A 17,575-nucleotide genomic window follows, 5' to 3' on the forward strand; every position below is an offset into this window, starting at 1 on the left:
CCCCGCCGGACTCACGGGGTCTAGCGGGCGACCTCCTTGGTGACGAGCGCGACCGCCTCGTCCACGTCGTCCGTGACGTGGAAGAGGAGGAGGTCGCGCTCGCTCGCCTTGCCGCCGGCGACAACCGAGTCGCGCAGCCAGTCGACGAGGCCCTTCCAGTACTCCGTGCCGAAGAGCACGATCGGGAAGCGGGTCACCTTGCGGGTCTGCACCAGGGTGAGCGCCTCGAAGAGCTCGTCGAGGGTGCCGAGGCCGCCGGGCAGGACGACGAAGCCCTGCGCGTACTTCACGAACATCGTCTTGCGGACGAAGAAGTACCGGAAGTTCACGCCGATGTCGACGTGCGGGTTGAGCCCCTGCTCGAAGGGGAGCTCGATGCCGAGGCCGACCGAGACGCCCTTCGCCTCCCGGGCGCCCTTGTTGGCCGCCTCCATGGCGCCCGGGCCGCCGCCCGTGATGACCGCGAAGCCCGCCTCGACGAGCGCCCGCCCGAGGCGTACGCCCGCCTCGTACTCGGGCGAGTCCGGCTTCGTACGGGCCGAGCCGAAGACGCTGATCGCGCTCGGCAGTTCGGCGAGCGCACCGAAGCCCTCGACGAACTCGGACTGGATGCGCATGACCCGCCAGGGGTCGGTGTGCACCCACTCCGAATCGCCCTCGGTGTCGAGCAGCCGCTGGTCCGTGGTGCCCGGCTTGACCTGGTCCCTCCGCCTCAGCACCGGACCGAGCCGCTGCTCCTCCGGCTTCGCCATTCCCTCGGGAATGCCCATGGCCTGCTCCCTCCGCCGATCCACGATCTTCTCTGGCTCTTGGGTCAGGGTAGGACTCCTGAGGTGACGAAATGCGAAATTACGGGAGACGAGCGGTCAGCCAGTCGTGGAGCCGTGCCTCGCAGTGGTGGATCCGGTCCACGTGCACGTGCTCGTCGCGCTTGTGCGCGTAGATCGGGTCCCCGGGGCCGTAGTTGACCGCGGGCACGCCGAGCGCGCTGAAGCGGGAGACGTCGGTCCAGCCGAACTTGGGCATCGCGGTGCCGCCGACCGCCTTCATGAACGCCTCGGCCGCGGGGTGGGAGAGGCCGGGCAGCGCGCCGGGGCTCTCGTCGTCGACGACGAACTCGGCGATGTCGCAGTCGGCGAAGACCTCGCGGACGTGCGCGAGCGCCTCGGCCGGCGAGCGGTCGGGGGCGTACCGGTAGTTGACCGTGACCGCGCAGGCGTCGGGGATGACGTTGGTGGCGACGCCGCCCTCGATCGCGACCGCGTTGAGGCCCTCGTGGTACTCCAGGCCGTCGATGACCGGCTTGCGCGGCTCGTACGCGGCGAGGCGGGCGAGGATCGGCGCGGCGGTGTGGATGGCGTTGGAGCCCATCCAGGAGCGGGCGGAGTGGGCGCGCTCGCCGGCCGTGCGCAGGATGACGCGGAGGGTGCCCTGGCAGCCGCCCTCGACCTGCCCGTCGGAGGGCTCCAGGAGGACCGCGAAGTCGCCCTCCAGCCACTCGGGGTGGGCGGCGGCGATCTTCCCGAGGCCGTTGAGGTCGGCGGCGACCTCCTCGTTGTCGTAGAAGACGAAGGTGAGGTCGCGGTTGGGCTCCGGCACCGTCGCGGCGATCCGCAGCTGCACGGCGACACCGGACTTCATGTCGGAGGTGCCGCAGCCCCACAGGACGCCGTCCCCGTCGAGCCGGGACGGCACGTTGTCGGCGATCGGCACGGTGTCGATGTGGCCGGCGAGGACGACCCGCTCGGCGCGGCCGAGGTTCGTCCGGGCGACGACGTTGTTGCCGTACCGGTCGACCGAGAGGTGCGGCAGGGCGCGCAGGGCCTGCTCGATGGCGTCGGCGAGCGGCTTCTCGGTCCCGCTGACGGACGCGAAGTCGACGAGGGCGGCGGTGAGCGCGGCCCCGTCCCGGGCGAGGTCGAGCGAGGTCTCCTGGGCAGTCTCCTGCGGGGTGATGTCAGCCATATGCCGACCCTAACCCGGCCTCCAGTACGGTGGGCCCCGTGTCCGACTCCCCCCGCCCCGCCCGTCGCGGCCGACTCGCCCGTTCGGCCGCCGCCCTCGCCGTGCTGTGCGGCCTCGCGTCGTACGTCGCGGTCCACCAGATGACCGGCAGCAAAGGCGCGCCGCGGTGCGCGGTGGGCAGCGGGGACCAGCGGTACGAGTTCACCCCCGAGCAGGCGTCGAACGCGGCGACGATCGCGGCGGTCGGCACCTCGCGCGGCCTGCCGGAGCGGGCCGTCACGATCGCGCTGGCGACCGCGCTCCAGGAGTCGGCGCTGCGCAACATCCGGCACGGCGACCGGGACTCGCTCGGCCTCTTCCAGCAGCGGCCGTCCATGGGCTGGGGCACGCCGGAGCAGATCATGGACCCGGTGTACTCGGCGGGGAAGTTCTACGAGGGCCTGGAGAAGGTCCCCGGCTACTCGCGGATGCCGCTGACGGTGGCGGCGCAGAAGGTCCAGAAGAGCGGCTTCCCGCAGGCGTACGCCAAGCACGAGCCGGACGCGACGCTGCTGTCGGCGGCGCTGACGGGCCGGGCGCCGGCCTCCCTGTCGTGCACGGCGGACCTCAAGGAGGACCGCCCCGGCGACCCCGCCTTCGTCCGTACGGAGCTGGTACGGGCCTTCGGCGATTCCGCCGCGCCCACCTCCGTCTCCGGCGGCGCCAGCGCGGGGCGCTCCGCGGCGGAACCGGCCGTCCTGGTCGTCCCCGTCGGCGACGGCTCCGACCGGCGCGGCTGGGAACTCGCCCAGTGGGCGGTCGCGCGCGCGGCGACGCTGCGGGTCGCGGAGGTGTCGTACGGCGGGAAGGTCTGGCACGCGGACGACTCGGGGGGCGGCTGGTCGAACGCCGCCCCCGCCCCCGACGCCGCCTCCGACCCCCCCACGGTCCGCCTCCGCCTCACCCCCTGACACCCCCGCCCGCGCGACCGCACCCGCATCCCTTGCCCCCGAGGCCCCGCGGGCGCACGCGCCCGCAGCCGGAGCGACGGGTGGGCGCGCCCCGGCGGAGCGGTGGGGTGGACCTGTGTGCGAGGGGTCGCTCGGGGTGGGGATCGGGGGGTGGCGAGGGGCTACCGGGGCCGGAGGGAACGGTGGGGGGCCCGGGAGGCTTGGGGCGCAAGAGGAGTGACGGTTCAGCACAGCGCAGCGTCCGGCGGCGTTCGTCCGCTTTCCTCCCCACCCGACAATACGACGCATTACCCAGCCTTTACCTTCGACGCCCGCAACCTCCCCCGCCCCCGCCTCGGTTGTGCAGCCCGCAAAGGCAACGTCCCACCGTCTCCCCCGTCGAAGGAGCACCATGTCCCTCCCCCTGACCCGCCGGATCGCCCGCGCCGCCCTGATCGTCGCGGCCGGCGCAGCCCCCGTGGTCGGTGCGGCCGGCTCCGCGAGCGCCCTGGACCACAGCCTCGCCCCGACCGGCGCCCTCGGCGGCCTGACCGCGCTCGACGCGGCGAACGCGGGCTCGGCCGTCGACGGTGCCGCGCAGACCGCGACCGGGGTCGCCGGGTCGACCGGCGGCGAGGCCGTCGGCACGGCCGTCCCGGCGGCCGGCAAGGCCGTGGGCGCGGCCGGCAGGACCGCCACCCCGGCGGCCCAGAAGATCGCGGGCGAGACCGCGGGCGGCGCCGGCGAGGCCCTCGGCCAGACCGCCGGCGCCGCCGCCGACAGCGCCGGCAACACCCCCGCCGGCGGCGCGCTGGGCGGCGCCCCGGCCGGCCAGATGCTCGGCGGCCTGCCGATCGGCTGACCACCCGACGTCACGCGGAAGGGCCCGGGCGCACCACGCGCCCGGGCCCTTCCGCGTACCGGCGTGCCCGCCCGTCAGCCGAGGCGCTTGACCGCCGCCGCCACGCGCTCGTCCGTCGCCGTGAACGCGACCCGCACGTGCCGCGCCCCCGCCTCGCCGTAGAAGTCGCCCGGGGCCACCAGGACGCCCTTCTCCGCGAGGTACGCCACCGTGTCCCAGCAGGGCTCGTCGCGGGTCGCCCACAGGTAGAGGCTCGCCTCGGAGTGCTCGATGCGGAAGCCGTGGGCCTCCAGGGCCGCCTTCAGTGCCTCGCGCCGGGCCGCGTACCGCGCCCGCTGCTCCGCGACGTGCGCGTCGTCGCCGAGCGCGGCGACGGTCGCCGCCTGCACCGGCGCCGCCGTCATCATGCCGCCGTGCTTGCGGATCTGGAGCAGCTCGCCCAGGACGGCCGCGTCGCCCGCGATGAACGCCGCGCGGTACCCCGCCAGGTTGGACCGCTTGGACAGCGAGTGGACGGCCACGATCCCCTCGTACGAGCCGCCGCAGACGTCCGGGTGCAGGACCGACACCGGGTCGGCCTCCCAGCCCAGTTCGAGGTAGCACTCGTCGGAGAAGACGAGGACGCCGTGCTCGCGCGCCCAGGCCACGATCCGGACGAGCTCCTCCTTCGCGAGCACCTTCCCCGTCGGGTTCGACGGGGAGTTGAGCCAGAGCAGCTTCAGACCGGCCGGGTCGAGCTCGGTGGGGTCGTCGTAGACGACGGCCTCCGCGCCGCAGAGCCGCGCGCCGACCTCGTACGTCGGGTACGCGAGCCGCGGGTAGGCCACCTTGTCGCCGGCGCCGAGCCCCAGCTGGGTCGGCAGCCAGGCGACGAGCTCCTTGGAGCCGACGACCGGCAGCACGTTCCGGTGGGCGAAGCCGACCGCGCCGAGGCGCCGCTCGCACCACCCGGTGAGCGCGTCCCGCAGCTCCGGCGTGCCCCAGACCGTCGGATAGCCCGGCGAGTCCGCCGCGGCCACCAGGGCCTCCTGGATCAGCGCGGGGACCGGGTCGACCGGCGTGCCGACCGACAGGTCCACGATCCCGTCCGGGTGGGCCAGGGCCGTCTCCTTGTACGGCTCCAGCTTGTCCCAGGGGAAGACGGGCAGGCGCGAAGAGACTGCGCTCACGGGTTGGCTCACTTCCTCAGTACGCAGGTACGTACGCGATACGCGTCGGATACGCGTCGGTCCCGCACGGCGGCGGAGCCGTACGGGACCGAGAGCGGGTGCAACGAAAGATCAGCCGTTCTGCGGCGGCAGGGCGGCGATGAAGGGGTGGTCGCGCTCGATCTCGCCGAGCTTGGAGGCGCCACCGGGCGAACCGAGCTCGTCGAAGAACTCGACGTTCGCCTTGTAGTAGTCCTTCCACTCCTCCGGGGTGTCGTCCTCGTAGAAGATCGCCTCGACCGGGCAGACCGGCTCACAGGCTCCACAGTCGACGCACTCGTCCGGGTGGATGTAGAGAGATCGCTTGCCCTCGTAGATGCAGTCGACGGGGCACTCCTCGATGCAAGCCTTGTCCTTGACGTCGACACAAGGCTGCGCGATGACGTAGGTCACGCTGTCGTTCCTCCTCGGTAGGGCTGGTCTGCGCGGGAGCGCGGTGTCGTCGATGCCCGCACCTAGTATCTCCGTTCTTGGGGGCGATCCGAACAGGAGGGGCGGAGAAGCTGTGGAAATCATCGGCGGAGGACGGCTTGAGGTCCGTCTCACCAGGGCTGACGTGGGAAAACGTGTCTCCGTTCGGTACGTGACGGACTCTGCCGCACCGGGCGAACGGTTCACCGACGCGATCGGGGTGCTCACATCCTGGGACGCCGGTGTGCTCACGATCACACGAAAGAGCGGCGATACCGTCCGGATCCCGGAACTCCGCCTGGCCGCGGGCAAGGTGGTCCCCGCGGCACCCGCCCGCCGGCGCGGCCCCGCCGCCACCTTCCCGGAGCTCTCGCGGGCCGCCGCGCGCGCCTGGCAGCCGGTCGAGAGCGAGCCGCTCGGCGCCTGGACGCTGCGGGCCGCCGACGGATTCACCCGCCGCGCCAACTCGGTGCTGCCCGAGGGCGATCCCGGGCGGCCCGTCGCCGAGGCCCTGGAGGCCGTACGGGAGTGGTACGCGGCCCGGAAGCTGCCCGCGTACGTCCAGGCCGCCACCGGCGCCGAGGCCACCCAGGAGCTGCTCTGCGCCGACCTGGAGCGGCTCGGCTGGCGCCGCGAGGTCACCGCCGAACTCCGGATCGCCTCGCTCGCCCCGCTCGCCGACCGGGAACCGGGACCGGCGGACGTACGGCTCTCGCGGACCCTCGACGAACCGTGGCTGCGCCGCTACCAGCGGTTCACGGGGGCGAGCCCGGCGGTGCGGCACGTGCTCTCGTCCGGCCCGAGTGTGTGGTTCGCGTCCGTCGCGGGCACGGGTGAGGTGCCGGCGGCCATCGGCCGCTGCGTCGTGGACGGCCGCTGGGCGGGGTTCATGGCGGTGGAGGTCGACCCTGCGCACCGCCGGCAGGGCCTGGCCACGGCGGTGATGACCGCGCTCGCCCGGCAGGCGCTCGACGAGGGCGCCTCGGCGGCCTGGCTCCAGGTCGAGGCCGACAACGACGGCGCGCGGACGCTGTACGAGGGGATGGACTTCGCGGTGCACCACCACTATCACCACTACCGCCACCACCGGCGGGCGGAGGCGTGAGCGCGGCGTGAGCACGGAGGACCCCCTGAGACGACCGTCCGGCCCGCCGCCCGACCGGCGGCGCGAGTTCGCGGAGGAGGCCCGGGCCGAGCGGCCCGACCTCGCCCGGCTCTGCCTGCTGATCTGCGCGGTGGCCGACCCCACCGTCACCGAGCACGACCTCGTCGAGGCGGACGTCGAACTCGACCGGCTCGCCGGACTCGTCCCGTACCGCACCCGGCACACCGGCGCCTGGAAGGAGGAACTGGCGGCCCTCCTCGGCGTCCGCGAGGGCTTCGAAGGCGTCCCCGCCGACTACCAGCGCCTGGAGTCCTCACTCCTCCACGAGGTGCTCCGGCGCCGCCGCGGCCTGCCCATCCTGCTGTCCGTGGTGTGGATGGAGGTCGCCCGGCGCGCCGGCGCCCCCGTGTACGGGCTCGGCCTCCCCGGCCACTTCGTCGTCGGCTTCGGCGACCCCGCCGACCTCGACCTCGCCGACCCCTTCACGGGCGGCCGCGCCATGACCGCCGAGGACGCCGAACTCCTCGTGGCGAGCGCGACCGGCGAGGCCCTCGACCGCTCGATGCTCCGCCCGGCCGAACCCGGCGCCATCGTGCTCCGCATCCTCGGCAACATCCGCGCCTGGGCGACCCCGCGCCCCGAACACTCCGACGTCGCCCTGTGGGCGGTGGACCTGGCCCTGCTGCTCCCCTCCCACCCGGCCCGCCTCCGCTACGAACGCGCCGAACTCCTCGTCCAGCGCGGCGACTTCCTCACCGGGGCGGCGGAGATGGAGGCGTACGCGCAGATCATGGACGCGGTCGACCCGGAATCGGCCGCCGCGATCCGCCACCGCGCCCAGGCGGCCAGGGCGCGCCTCAACTAGGCGCGTGGCGTACGGGGATGTCGACGCGGGTCACTCCCCCCTCCCCCCCCGGGCGGGCGCCTCCCGGATCATCGCCATGAGGCGGGCGTGGGTCCCGGCGTCGGCGGCGGCCACGAGGCCACGGGCCGGCCCCTCCCCCACGGGGGTGCCGTCGAGGCCGGTGACGACGCAGCCCGCCGCACGGCAGAGGGCGATGCCGGCGGCGAAGTGGACGCTGTCGGCGAGGTCCCCGCCGTCGGTGACGTACGCGGCCCGCTTCCCGGCCGCCACCCAGGCGAGCGCGAGCGAGGTCGACACGACCCGGGGCCGGAAACCGGCGACGAAGTCGGGGTGCGCGAGCAGCCCGACGGCCCGGAAGCCGGGGGCGGAGGGGAACGGCGGGTCGAGGTTCACGTCGACGAGCCCGGTGGCGGCGGTGGGCACCAGGACGGCGCCGTCGTCGCCCCAGGCGGTCTTCCCGTCGGTACGGAACACCTCGCCGCCCTCGCCCGCGAACGGATCGGCCACGGCCGCCGCCCCGCCGCGCAGGGCCACATTGACGGCGACGAGCTTGCTCCCGACGGTGTAGTTGAGCGTCCCGCAGAGCGGATCCACGAGCCACTGGCGCCGAGCGCCGACCGCGCCCCGCGCCCCGCCCTCCTCCCCGAGGACACCGTCCCCGGGCCGGGCCGCACGCAGCACGTCCAGGATGGCCCGCTCGGCCGCGATGTCGGCGGCGGTGGCGAAGTCCCCCGCCCCCTTGTCGACCCGTTCGAGCTCCCGCCCGTACGCGTCCCGTACGACTCCGGCCCCGACCCGCGCGGCGAGGGCGGCGACTTCGACGTCGGAGAGGTCTGTCTCGATCATGGGGCGAGCGTATGCGCGGGGGGGGCTCTACCGGTGGGCCGGGTGGGATGGGCGCGGGTGCGGCCGGGCCACCGGGGGGTCGGGAATCGGCTGGGGTGGTGGGCGGTGTGCGGGCCGGTGGGTGGGGGTCCGGGTATCGCTCCCGCTGTGAGTTGTGCGGCACGCCGGTGGGGTGGGGCTCGGTCTGTGGCGTGCGCCGGTGGGCCGTGGCTGTGGGTCCGTGGTGCGCGGTCGTTGAATGGGGTGCACTGTCCGGGCTTAGCGGGTGACCGTCGTCGTTCTGTTGGGATTCAGGCCCCGCTGGTCACCGTGAGTGGGTTGGCTGCGCGGAGCGGGGATTCGGGGGCACAGAAGGCGGGCAATTCGGGCATTGCGTGCGCCCTTGGGGTGCCTTGCGTGAGCTGCGGCCGCCCGCCCGCCCGGGAGGGGTGAAGGCGGTGCGTAGCTCGCGCGGAGCGGGGGCTAGGGGCCGACAATGGCGGTCAATCGGACATTACGGCTGCCCTTGGCTCGCTCCGCGCGAGTTACGTTCGTTCAGTCCTCCGGGGGCGCGATGGTGGGGGTGTCAGTCGGGGAGGTTGCCGTCACCGCCCATGTTGGCGACCATGCGGCGCAGGACGTTGATCGTGGTTGCGAAGTCGGCCGGGTCGATGCCCTCGTGCACCTGCCGGTGCACGCGCGCGTTGCGCTCCCTCGCCCGGATCCGTCCGGCCTCTCCCTCCTCGGTCAGCGTCATGCGCCCCTCGTCCTCCGTCAGCCAGCCACGGGTGATCAGGTCGTCGTAGACGCCGTCGAAGTCCGTCCCCCGGTCGTCCCACTTCCGCAGCCGCTCGGTCAGCGCCGCACGCGTCCACCTCCCCGGTCCCCCGGCAGCGTGGTTGAGCGTCCACCAGTGCGGCTGCGTGAGGTCCTCCACCGCCAACTGCTCGCGAAGGGCGCCGACCACCAGCCGGCACGCCATGCCGGTCCACGCGCCAACCGGCTGAGCAGCCAGCTCTTCCTGCGAGTACTCCTTGAGCGTCACGCTCATGGTCCCCTCCTCGTGATCGTCGGAACGCGATCAACGTAGGACCTCAAGTTCAGTTGAGGTCAAGGAGGTTCCCGGGTCCCCGCCCCCTCGCAATGACCAGCCCGGCTTGAATCCCGACCGGACGACGGCAGTCAGCCGCTATGCCCGGACCATGCACCCCATGCAACGGCCGCGCACCACGGACCCATCGACACGGCCCCACCGGCGCACGCCACATACCGAGCCCCACCCCACCCGCGTACAGACATCAGCGGGCCGGAGCGATACCCGGCCCCCACCCACCAGCCCGCTATCCGGACGCGGACGCGCGCCCATTCCCCGCCTCCCCGGTGGCCCCGCCCCCGGCCGCCCTCCGAGAGTGTCCCGGCGGCTTCCGCCGCCGGGGCAAGGGTGGGCGCAGCCCATCGCGCAGCGACGCCGAAGGCGCCCTTGACGCGGCGGCGGAAGGTGCCACTCTCGGAAAGAGGGCGGCCGCACCCGCGCCCATCCCACCCGGCCCACCCGAGAAACGCCCGGCGCGCGCCCTCGTGGGGGTGGGGGCGGGTGGGCGGTCACAATGGGGGCATGTCCTTGACCGCCGATATTCTCGTCGCCCTGATCGCGCTGCTCCACCTCTACATCCTCGTCATGGAGATGTTCCTGTGGGAGAAGGAGACCGGGCGGAGGTTCTCCGGGTTCGACGCACGGCTCGCCCGGGAGACCGCCGCCATGGCCGCCAATCAGGGGCTCTACAACGGCTTCATCGCCGCCGGGCTCGTGTGGGGGCTGATCGCGGACGATCCCACCGGGTTCCGGGTGCAGGTGTTCTTCCTGTCCTGCGTCGTCGTCGCGGGGGTCTACGGGGCCGTCACCGCCAACCGGCGGATCCTCTTCGCTCAGGCGCTGCCCGGGGCGCTCGCGTTGTCCGCCGTGCTGGTCGCCGGCTGAGAGGGTGCGGACGAGCGAACGGCCCCCGGCCTCGGGTGAGGGCGGGGGCCGTTCGCTCGGGTGTCGTGCCGGGGGTCAGCCGTTGCCCGAGAGGTCGATCGTGGCGGTGCGCTCCGCCTTCGTCCTGCCCCGGAGGGCGTCGCGCATGACGAAGGCGACCTCGTCGGCGGAGACCTCGTGCTTCGAGCCGTCGCCCTTGGTGACCATGATGCCCTTGAAGGTGCCTTCGAGGAGGCGGGTGATCGCCTTCTTGTCGTAGACCTCCACCAGGTGGCCGTCGACGGCCTTCATGGAGAGGATCTGCGGCAGCGAGCGGGCCGGGCCGAAGTCGATGGACTTGCCGCCGGCCTTGATGGTGATCAGGCCGGACATGGCGGGCTCCGCGAACTCCTTCATCGCCCGGTCCAGTTCGGCCTTGGTGACGGTGGGGTTGCGGACGCTGACCGGGAGTTCGACGACCTTGTTCACGCCGGTCTCGACCTGGGCGCGGAAGGCGTCCTTGACCGAGATCATCGAACGCTGGACGTCGAGGCCCTGGCCGGGCTTGCCCTCGACGGCGGTGACCTTGTTCGGGGCGAAGAGGATCGTCGCCTCGGTCGCCGACGAGGAGGAGCCCGCGAGGTCCCGCAGGGCGACGGCGAGCTTCTCGTCGTCGACCGGGAAGACCGGCTTGGCGACGCGCTCGCCGCCGAAGAGGGAGCCGATCACCGAGACGGGGTTGTAGTCGCTGCCCGCGGCGCCCCGGACGGTCTCCTGGCTGTCCAGGGCGAGGCCGGCCTTGTCGGGGGCGAGCTGGATCTTCTTGCCGCCGACGGTGAGCTGGAGCGGGGTCGCGGCGCGCTTGCCGAGGCTCGCCTCCAGCTTGGCGACGGCCTCCTCCTTCGTGCCGCCGCCGATGTCGACGCCGAGGACGGTGGTGCCCTTGGGGACGTCGGAGTGGTTCAGGAGGAGCCCGGCGCCGTAGGCGACGCCCGCGATGCCGACGATGCCGACGGCGGCGAGGACCAGCTTGGAGCGGCCCTTCTTGGCCGGGGCCGCGGCCCGGGACGGGGCGGGGGCGGGCTTGGGGACGGGCGTGAGGCCCGGCGCGGGCTGCTGCCGCTGGGCGGCCGGGGACGGGGCCCGGTGCCCGTCGGGGCGCGGGTTGGGGTCGGGGCGGCCGTCGGCCGGGGGGACGACCGGGAGGCCGCTGGTGAGGGTGTCGCCGGAGATCCGGCCGCCGCCCTCCGGCGGACCGGCCTGGCCACGCCGGCCGCCGGGGCCACCGGGACCGCCCTGGCCGCCCGGGCCGCGCACGGTGCCGAGCTGCTGCGGGGTCAGGATCGCGGTGTCGTCGGACAGGCGCGGTGCGCCGGCGCCGGGGCCGCCGGCGAGCGGGCCGCCCGCCTTCGGGGCACCCGGGAGGGGGCCGCCGGGGCGGGGGGCGCCGGGGCGCGGGCCGCCGGGGCGCTGCGGCATCGGCGGGCGGGGGCCCTGGCCGGTGCCGAGGTCGGCGATGCCGGAGGCCGGGCCCGTGGTGGGGCCGGTGGGCTGGCCGTCGTAGCGGGGCGTGCCGTCGGCGGGGGTGCCGTCGGGCAGGGGGCCGTCGTAGAGGGGGACGCCGGCGGCGGGGGTGCCCTCGTAGCCGGGGAGGGTGCCGGTGTCGTACAGCGGGTTGCTGACGGGGCGGCTGGAGGGCGTGCTGCCGACCGTGGGCACTCCGGCGGTCGCGGAGCCCGCGAAGCCGGTGCCGGGCGTCTGCGGGCCGCCGGGGGCCTTCGGGGCGGGTGTCGTGGGGCCGCCCGTGGGGGCGGCGGGGGCCGGGCCCGCGTTCTTGCGGGGGGCGAACCAGTCGCTGGTCTCCTTGGCCTTGGCGGCCTGGGCCTCGGCGGCGGCCTGCGGCGGCTCGGGCGCGGCCGGCGCGGGGGCCGGCGCGGGCGCGGGCTCGGGGGCCGGGGCGGGTCGCTCCGGCTCGGCCGGGGCGTCGGTCTCGGCCTCCGCGACGGGCTTGCGGACCACGACGGGCGGGATCGGCCGCGAACCCGGAATGTTGATGCGGATCCGGGTCGTCAGGGTGGTCTCGGTCTTCGGTTCCTCCGGCGGCGCGGACGCGGCGGAGGTCTCCTCCGGCGCGTCCTGCGTCGGGTGGAGCGACGGGTACTCGCGGGATCCGTAGGGCTGGGTTCCCGACGGGTAGGCTGCCCCGCCGCGCCCCTGGGCGCCGGAGGACGAACTGTCGGTCTCTCGACCAGTTTCACGACTCAAAGCAGGATCTCCCGGTTGGCTCCGCCGCCCGCTCTTGCTGATGCTCGTACTTTCCCGGGCGGTTCGGCGGCGCGCACCACCATACTGTCCGGCGCCGCAGGTTATCCGCCCGGTGGGAAGTCCCGCTGCTCACGGGTGGTTTCCCGAGGGTCTACGGGGTGCTCTGCGGCAGCCTGCTGACGGTGGCGCAGATCACAGCGGCGCCCATGCCGCCGAAGAGGAAGACCAGCTCGCCGAGGCCTCCGCCGAAGAGCCCGTCGCCCTCGGGGCGGCCGAGGCTGAGCACGATGACGGCGAGGAGCCAGCCGCCGCCCGCGGCGGCGAGGCCGACCTGGTTGCCGGTGGCGCGCAGGCCGCCGTAGAAGAGGGCGGCGGTGGCGAGGAGGGCGAGGAGCAGCCCGAGGGGCAGCCAGGCGGCCTGGACGAGGGCGCCGGCGGTGCCGACGAGGGCGCCGAGGACGAGGAGGCCGGCGTATGCGGCGTACCGGGCGGCGGGGGTGGTCATCGGCCCGTCTCCTCTCCGGTGGCGGAGAGGCCCGCGAAGAGGTCGGTCTCGCGTTCGCCGACCGGGGCGCCGGGGGTGCCGCGGACGAGTTCGTAGTACTCGGTGGTGAGGAGGGGCTGGCCGAGGTCGTTGGAGAGGGCGAACCAGGGGCCGTCGACGGCGATCTGGGTGGCGTGGGCGGCCATGGCGGCGCTCTTGCGGGCCGCGTACGAGCTCGCGGCGGCGGGGTCGCCGCCGGCGATCTCGGCGGTGATCCGGTCCTCGTCGACGACTCCGGGGACGTCGTCGACGGCGGCGTCCCCGGGGAAGGCGGAGCCCTCGGCGGCGAGCCGGGCGAAGCCGGCCTCGGCGACGGGGCGGGGCACCCGGTTCCAGTAGATCTTGGCGATGGTGTGGGCGGGGCCGAGGTCGGGGCGGTACGCGGGGTCGGCGGCGAGGTCGGCGGCGCGCATGGCGACGCGGTGGGCCTGGATGTGGTCGGGGTGGCCGTAGCCGCCGTCGGGGTCGTAGGTGACGAGGACCTGGGGGCGGGTCTCGCGGACGACCTCGACGAGGTGGGCGGCGGCGGTGTCCACGTCCGTGTTCCAGAAGGCGTTCGCGCGCTCGTTCTGGGGGACGCCCATCATGCCGGAGTCGCGGAAGCGGCCCTCGCCGCCGAGGAAGCGGTGGTCGGTGACGCCGAGGACGGCCATGGCGGCGGCGAGTTCGCCGACGCGGTGGGGGCCGAGGCGGTCCTCGCGGTCGGGGGCCAGGTGGGCGAGCTCGGGCGGGATGACCTCGCCCTCCTCGCCCAGGGTGCAGGTGACCAGGGTGACCAGGGCGCCTTCGGCCGCGTACCTGGCCATGGTGGCGCCGTTGTTGATCGACTCGTCGTCCGGGTGCGCGTGCACGAGGAGCAGACGACGGGCGGGGAGATCGGTCATGGCCCCAGCCTACGAGGCGGGGGCGCCGCCGACCGTCCGGGTCAGAACTTGAGGCCCGCGATCATGCTCGCCACGTTGGTGGTGAGGGTGGTGATGGAGTCGGAGAGGGAGGAGCTGGCGAGGTAGAAGCCCAGGAGCGCACAGACCACCGCGTGACCGGCTTTGAGTCCGGATTTCCGGATCAGCAGGAAGACGACGATCGCCAGCAGCACCACCACGGAGATCGAGAGCGAGAGTGCCACGGCGGTTCACCTCCACCTTCGGTCGGTTGTTCGAGCGGTTCGTGCGTGCGGTTGCGTGCGGTTGGTGCGAGTGGTGCGTACGGGTGGTGCCCGTGCTTCGTGCGGCCGGTGCGGGCCTCGGGCATGTGCCCGGGGACCCCACGCGAGTGCATACCCACGAAGGGACACCCACCAAGCGCTACGGATCATAACTATCCGTACCCGCGCATTGATCGGCGTACAGGCGCGCGAGGGGGCGTACAGCGCTACTTTCGGCCGTATGACCTTGTCTCAGCAGCACTCAGCCGCCCCATCCGTGGGGCTTTCCTTCCCGCGTCTGCACGCCAGGACCCAGCGGTTCACGCTCGGGGTGCCACGCGGTTTCTCGGTCTCCCCGGACGGGGAGCGGGTCGTCTTCGTCCGTTCCGGATCCGGCACGGACCGCACGCACGCGCTGATGGTGCTCGACCTGCCGGCGGACGGCGGGGAACCGGTGGAGCGGGTCGTCGCGGAGCCGTCCGCGCTGCTCGCGGGGGCCGAGGAGGAGCTGTCGGCGGAGGAGCGGGCGCGGCGCGAGCGGAGCCGCGAGGGGTCGGCGGGGATCGTCGGCTACGCGGTGGACGCGACGGTGGAGCTGGCGGCGTTCGCCCTGTCAGGGAGGCTGTTCGCGGCCGAGCTGCGGGCCGGGACGGCGCGGGAGCTGCCGGTGCCGGGGCCGGTGATCGACCCGCGGCCCTCGCCGGACGGGCGCCTGGTGGCGTACGTGTCGGGCGGGGCGTTGCGGGTGGTCGGAGCGGATGGTTCCAGCGATCGGGAACTGGCGGTTCCGGAGGACGGGACCAGCACCTACGGATTGGCCGAATTCATCGCCTCGGAGGAAATGGGACGGGACCGCGGATTCTGGTGGTCTCCGGAGTCGGACGCGCTCCTCGTGGCCCGCGCGGACGACCGCGAGGTGCGCCGGTGGTACATCGCGGACCCCGCGCACCCGGACCGGGAGCCGCAGCGGGTGGCGTACCCGGCGGCGGGGACGCCCGACGCGGAGGTGCGGCTCTTCCGCTACGGCCTCGACGGCTCCCGTACCGAAGTGGTGTGGGACCGGGAGCGGTTCCCGTACCTCGCGCGCGTGCACTGGTCGTCGGCGGGCGCGCCGCTGCTCCTGGTGCAGGCCAGGGACCAGCGGAGCCAGCGGGTGCTCGCGGTGGACACGGCGTCGGGCACGACGGCGACCGTGCGGGAGGAGGAGGACCCGGCCTGGCTGGAGCTGCTGCCGGGGGTGCCGTGCTGGTCGCCGGACGGGCGCCTTGTACGGATCGGCGACGAGAGCGGGGCGCGGGCGCTGTCGGTGGGCGAGGAGCGGCTGACGGACGCCTCGCTGCACGTGCGGGCGGTGCTGGACGTCGGCGAGGACGACGTGCTGGTGTCGGCGTCGGCGGGCGAGGCGGCCGGGACCCCGGAGACGGGCGAGGCGCATGTGTACCGGGTGTCGTCGGCGGGCGTGGAGCGGGTCTCGGAGGGCGCGGGCTGGCACGGGGCGGTGCGCGGCGGCGCGGTGACCGTGCTCGTCTCCTCCCGGCCGGACGCGCCGGGTTCGGTGGCACGCGTGCTGCGCGCGGGGCGGCAGGTGGCGGTGGTGGGCTCGTACGCGGCCGAACCGCCGCTGCGGGCCAGGCCGGTGCTCACGGAGGCCGGTGAGCGGCGGATCCCCTGCGCGGTGCTGCTGCCGTCCTGGTACGAGGAGGGGCACGGGCCGCTGCCGGTCCTCATGGATCCGTACGGCGGCCCGCACGGGCCCCGGGTGGTCGCCGCGCACAACGCGCACCTGACGTCGCAGTGGTTCGCCGAGCAGGGCTTCGCGGTGGTGGTGGCGGACGGCCGGGGGACGCCGTGGCGCTCCCCCGCGTGGGAGAAGGCGGTGCTGCGGGACTTCGCGGTGACGCTGGAGGACCAGGTGGCGGCGGTGCGGGCGCTCGCGGAGCGGTTCCCGCTGGACCTAAACCGGGTGGCGGTGCGGGGCTGGTCGTTCGGCGGCTATCTGGCGGGGCTCGCGGTGCTGCGGCGGCCGGACGTCTTCCACGCGGCGGTGGTGGGGGCGCCGGTGACGGACTGGCGGCTGTACGACACCCACTACACCGAGCGGTACCTGGGCACCCCGCAGGCGGAGCCTGGGGTGTACGCGGCGCAGTCGCTGCTCACCGACGACGGTCTGTCGGAGCCCGCGGAGCCGGTCCGGCCGATGATGGTCGTGCACGGGCTCGCGGACGACAACGTGGTGGTGGCGCACGCGCTGCGGCTGTCGTCGGCGCTGCTCGCGGCGGGCCGCCCGCACGAGGTGCTGCCGCTGTCGGGGGTGACGCACATGACCCCGCAGGAGCAGGTGGCGGAGAACCTGCTGCTGCTCCAGGTCGACTTCCTGAAGCGGTCCCTTGGCGGTTTCGCCGGTCACCAGCCCGGCGGGCGCGGGTAGGGCGGCGACGGGGTCGCCGCCGGGATCCCGGGGGCGGGTGCGGCGTCGGGGGCGCCGCGCCCGGCCAGGAGGGCGAGGGCGGCGGCCCCGGCGAGCGCGCCGTAGAGCGCGGTGGCGAGGCCGGGGACGTCGAGTTCGGGGGCCTGGACGTACACGACGTCGTCGTGGAGGTGGAGCCGGGCGAGGCGGGCGAGTTCGGCGAGGCCGGTGCCGAGGAGGAGGCCGCCGGCGAGGAGGCCGAGGGGGCGGGTGTGCCGGGCGGCGGCGAAGGCGGAGACGGCGGCCGTCAGGTGGAGGGCGACGAGGACGGCGGCGAGCCAGCCGGGCGGGACGCCGAGCGCGGCGCCGAGGACGGAGCGGCCGCCGGTGAAGCGGTCGACGGCGAGGCGGGGGCCGAGCCCGGCGGCCCGGTCGATCTCCCCGGCGAGCAGGACGAGGGCGGCGACGGCGAGCAGGACGCCGGCGGCGGCGGCCGGGGCGCGGCGGGGCCGGGTGGGGACCGGTTCGTCGGGGCCGGTGGGCGGGCGGCGGCCGGCGAGGGCGGTGGCGAGGAGCCCGGCGCCGAGGGCGAGTTCGGCGAGGGCGGTGACGAGGGGGCCGGTGCCGTGGGTCCAGAGGCCGGGGAGGCGTACGGCGAGGGTGACGGCGCCGGCGGCGGCGAGCGCGGCGGCGGCGTGCCGGGAGCGGAGGGCCGCGAGGGCGGTGCCGGCGGCGGCGAGGCAGAGCAGCGGGTCGAGCAGGGTGGTGGCCGACCGGGCGCGGCCGGGCACGAGGCGGTCGCCGGTCCAGTACCGGAACAGGTCCTCGGGCGAGCCGAGGGCGGCGAGGTCGCGCAGGATCCAGACGAAGGGGACGAGCGCGAGGACGGCGGCGAGCGCCGCGCCGGTGAGACGTGCCGGTCGTGTGACAGTCACGGGGCCGATACTCACGGTCGGGGGCGGCGGGGGCAAGCGGTTCCGCGGAACGGTGTTCCGGCGGGGGCTCCGGGGAGCCCCCGCCGGTCGACGGCACCCGCACGGGCCGCATGTCCGACAGGATCCAGTATTCGTATATCGGATCCGATACTC

General features: G+C 74.6%; 17 protein-coding genes. 6 read left to right on the plus strand and 11 right to left on the minus strand.

Annotated elements, in window-relative coordinates:
- Window positions 1-20: 20 nt before the first annotated feature.
- Together HHL19_RS08305 and dapE are read right to left on the minus strand one after the other, a co-directional pair.
- Window positions 21-770 carry a TIGR00730 family Rossman fold protein gene (locus HHL19_RS08305; RefSeq protein WP_169087167.1) on the minus strand — a complete coding sequence of 250 codons (750 nt, stop codon included), beginning with the start codon at window positions 768-770 and terminating at the stop codon, window positions 21-23.
- A 79-nt stretch (window positions 771-849) separates the two neighbouring features.
- Window positions 850-1,965, minus strand: coding sequence for a succinyl-diaminopimelate desuccinylase (gene dapE, locus HHL19_RS08310; RefSeq protein WP_169087170.1), 1,116 nt, complete (start codon window positions 1,963-1,965; stop codon window positions 850-852).
- A gap of 29 nt (window positions 1,966-1,994) precedes the next feature.
- On the opposite strand from dapE, the gene HHL19_RS08315 reads away from it, so the two are divergent.
- Both HHL19_RS08315 and HHL19_RS08320 read left to right on the plus strand, forming a co-directional pair.
- Complete coding sequence (locus tag HHL19_RS08315) at window positions 1,995-2,915, plus strand: hypothetical protein (protein WP_169087172.1); 921 nt, start codon at window positions 1,995-1,997, stop codon at window positions 2,913-2,915.
- Between the two features lie 391 nt (window positions 2,916-3,306).
- Window positions 3,307-3,756 (plus strand): ATP-binding protein, encoded by a 450-nt coding sequence (locus tag HHL19_RS08320; RefSeq protein ID WP_169087174.1) that lies wholly within the window; start codon window positions 3,307-3,309, stop codon window positions 3,754-3,756.
- A 74-nt stretch (window positions 3,757-3,830) separates the two neighbouring features.
- On the opposite strand, the gene HHL19_RS08325 is transcribed toward HHL19_RS08320, so the two are convergent.
- Together HHL19_RS08325 and fdxA are read right to left on the minus strand one after the other, a co-directional pair.
- On the minus strand, window positions 3,831-4,925 hold the full coding sequence (locus tag HHL19_RS08325; protein ID WP_169087176.1) for a bifunctional succinyldiaminopimelate transaminase/glutamate-prephenate aminotransferase: 1,095 nt from the start codon (window positions 4,923-4,925) through the stop codon (window positions 3,831-3,833).
- Window positions 4,926-5,036: 111 nt separating this feature from the next.
- Window positions 5,037-5,357 carry a ferredoxin gene (gene fdxA, locus HHL19_RS08330; RefSeq protein WP_015035968.1) on the minus strand — a complete coding sequence of 107 codons (321 nt, stop codon included), beginning with the start codon at window positions 5,355-5,357 and terminating at the stop codon, window positions 5,037-5,039.
- 112 nt (window positions 5,358-5,469) lie between these two features.
- Between fdxA and HHL19_RS08335 the strand changes: the two genes are divergently transcribed.
- The gene (locus tag HHL19_RS08335) at window positions 5,470-6,480 is read left to right on the plus strand and encodes a GNAT family N-acetyltransferase (RefSeq protein WP_169087178.1); all 1,011 of its coding nucleotides are present in this window, start codon (window positions 5,470-5,472) and stop codon (window positions 6,478-6,480) included.
- 7 nt (window positions 6,481-6,487) lie between these two features.
- Complete coding sequence (locus HHL19_RS08340; protein WP_346768449.1) at window positions 6,488-7,345, plus strand: transglutaminase-like domain-containing protein; 858 nt, start codon at window positions 6,488-6,490, stop codon at window positions 7,343-7,345.
- Between the two features lie 30 nt (window positions 7,346-7,375).
- Here HHL19_RS08340 and HHL19_RS08345 read toward each other — a convergent pair whose 3' ends face one another.
- Both HHL19_RS08345 and HHL19_RS08350 read right to left on the minus strand, forming a co-directional pair.
- The gene (locus tag HHL19_RS08345) at window positions 7,376-8,191 is read right to left on the minus strand and encodes an inositol monophosphatase family protein (protein ID WP_169087180.1); all 816 of its coding nucleotides are present in this window, start codon (window positions 8,189-8,191) and stop codon (window positions 7,376-7,378) included.
- 565 nt (window positions 8,192-8,756) lie between these two features.
- Entirely contained in the window at window positions 8,757-9,221 is a 465-nt protein-coding gene (locus HHL19_RS08350; RefSeq protein ID WP_169087182.1) for a MarR family transcriptional regulator, read from the minus strand.
- Window positions 9,222-9,785: 564 nt separating this feature from the next.
- On the opposite strand from HHL19_RS08350, the gene HHL19_RS08355 reads away from it, so the two are divergent.
- Window positions 9,786-10,148, plus strand: a complete 363-nt coding sequence (locus HHL19_RS08355; protein WP_169087184.1) for a DUF1304 domain-containing protein — start codon at window positions 9,786-9,788, stop codon at window positions 10,146-10,148.
- A gap of 75 nt (window positions 10,149-10,223) precedes the next feature.
- Here the strand turns inward: HHL19_RS08355 and HHL19_RS08360 are convergent, their stop codons facing one another.
- The 4 genes from HHL19_RS08360 to HHL19_RS08375 all read right to left on the minus strand — a co-directional run bounded on the left by HHL19_RS08360 (window position 10,224) and on the right by HHL19_RS08375 (window position 14,062).
- Entirely contained in the window at window positions 10,224-12,392 is a 2,169-nt protein-coding gene (locus tag HHL19_RS08360; RefSeq protein WP_206325342.1) for a hypothetical protein, read from the minus strand.
- A 151-nt stretch (window positions 12,393-12,543) separates the two neighbouring features.
- On the minus strand, window positions 12,544-12,897 hold the full coding sequence (locus HHL19_RS08365) for a DUF6113 family protein (protein WP_169087186.1): 354 nt from the start codon (window positions 12,895-12,897) through the stop codon (window positions 12,544-12,546).
- The gene (gene mshB, locus HHL19_RS08370) at window positions 12,894-13,820 is read right to left on the minus strand and encodes an N-acetyl-1-D-myo-inositol-2-amino-2-deoxy-alpha-D-glucopyranoside deacetylase (protein ID WP_169087188.1); all 927 of its coding nucleotides are present in this window, start codon (window positions 13,818-13,820) and stop codon (window positions 12,894-12,896) included. Before mshB ends, HHL19_RS08365 begins: the two co-directional genes overlap by 4 nt.
- Window positions 13,821-13,861: 41 nt before the next feature.
- Entirely contained in the window at window positions 13,862-14,062 is a 201-nt protein-coding gene (locus tag HHL19_RS08375; protein WP_169087190.1) for a hypothetical protein, read from the minus strand.
- A 259-nt stretch (window positions 14,063-14,321) separates the two neighbouring features.
- On the opposite strand from HHL19_RS08375, the gene HHL19_RS08380 reads away from it, so the two are divergent.
- A complete protein-coding gene (locus HHL19_RS08380) occupies window positions 14,322-16,508 on the plus strand; it encodes a prolyl oligopeptidase family serine peptidase (protein ID WP_169087192.1) in 2,187 nt (728 codons plus the stop codon).
- Here the strand turns inward: HHL19_RS08380 and HHL19_RS08385 are convergent.
- A complete protein-coding gene (locus HHL19_RS08385; RefSeq protein WP_169087194.1) occupies window positions 16,484-17,422 on the minus strand; it encodes a hypothetical protein in 939 nt (312 codons plus the stop codon). The genes HHL19_RS08380 and HHL19_RS08385 overlap by 25 nt on opposite strands.
- Between the last annotated feature and the right edge of the window lie 153 nt (window positions 17,423-17,575).

This window comes from Streptomyces sp. R302, assembly GCF_012927245.1.
GTDB lineage: Bacteria > Actinomycetota > Actinomycetes > Streptomycetales > Streptomycetaceae > Streptomyces.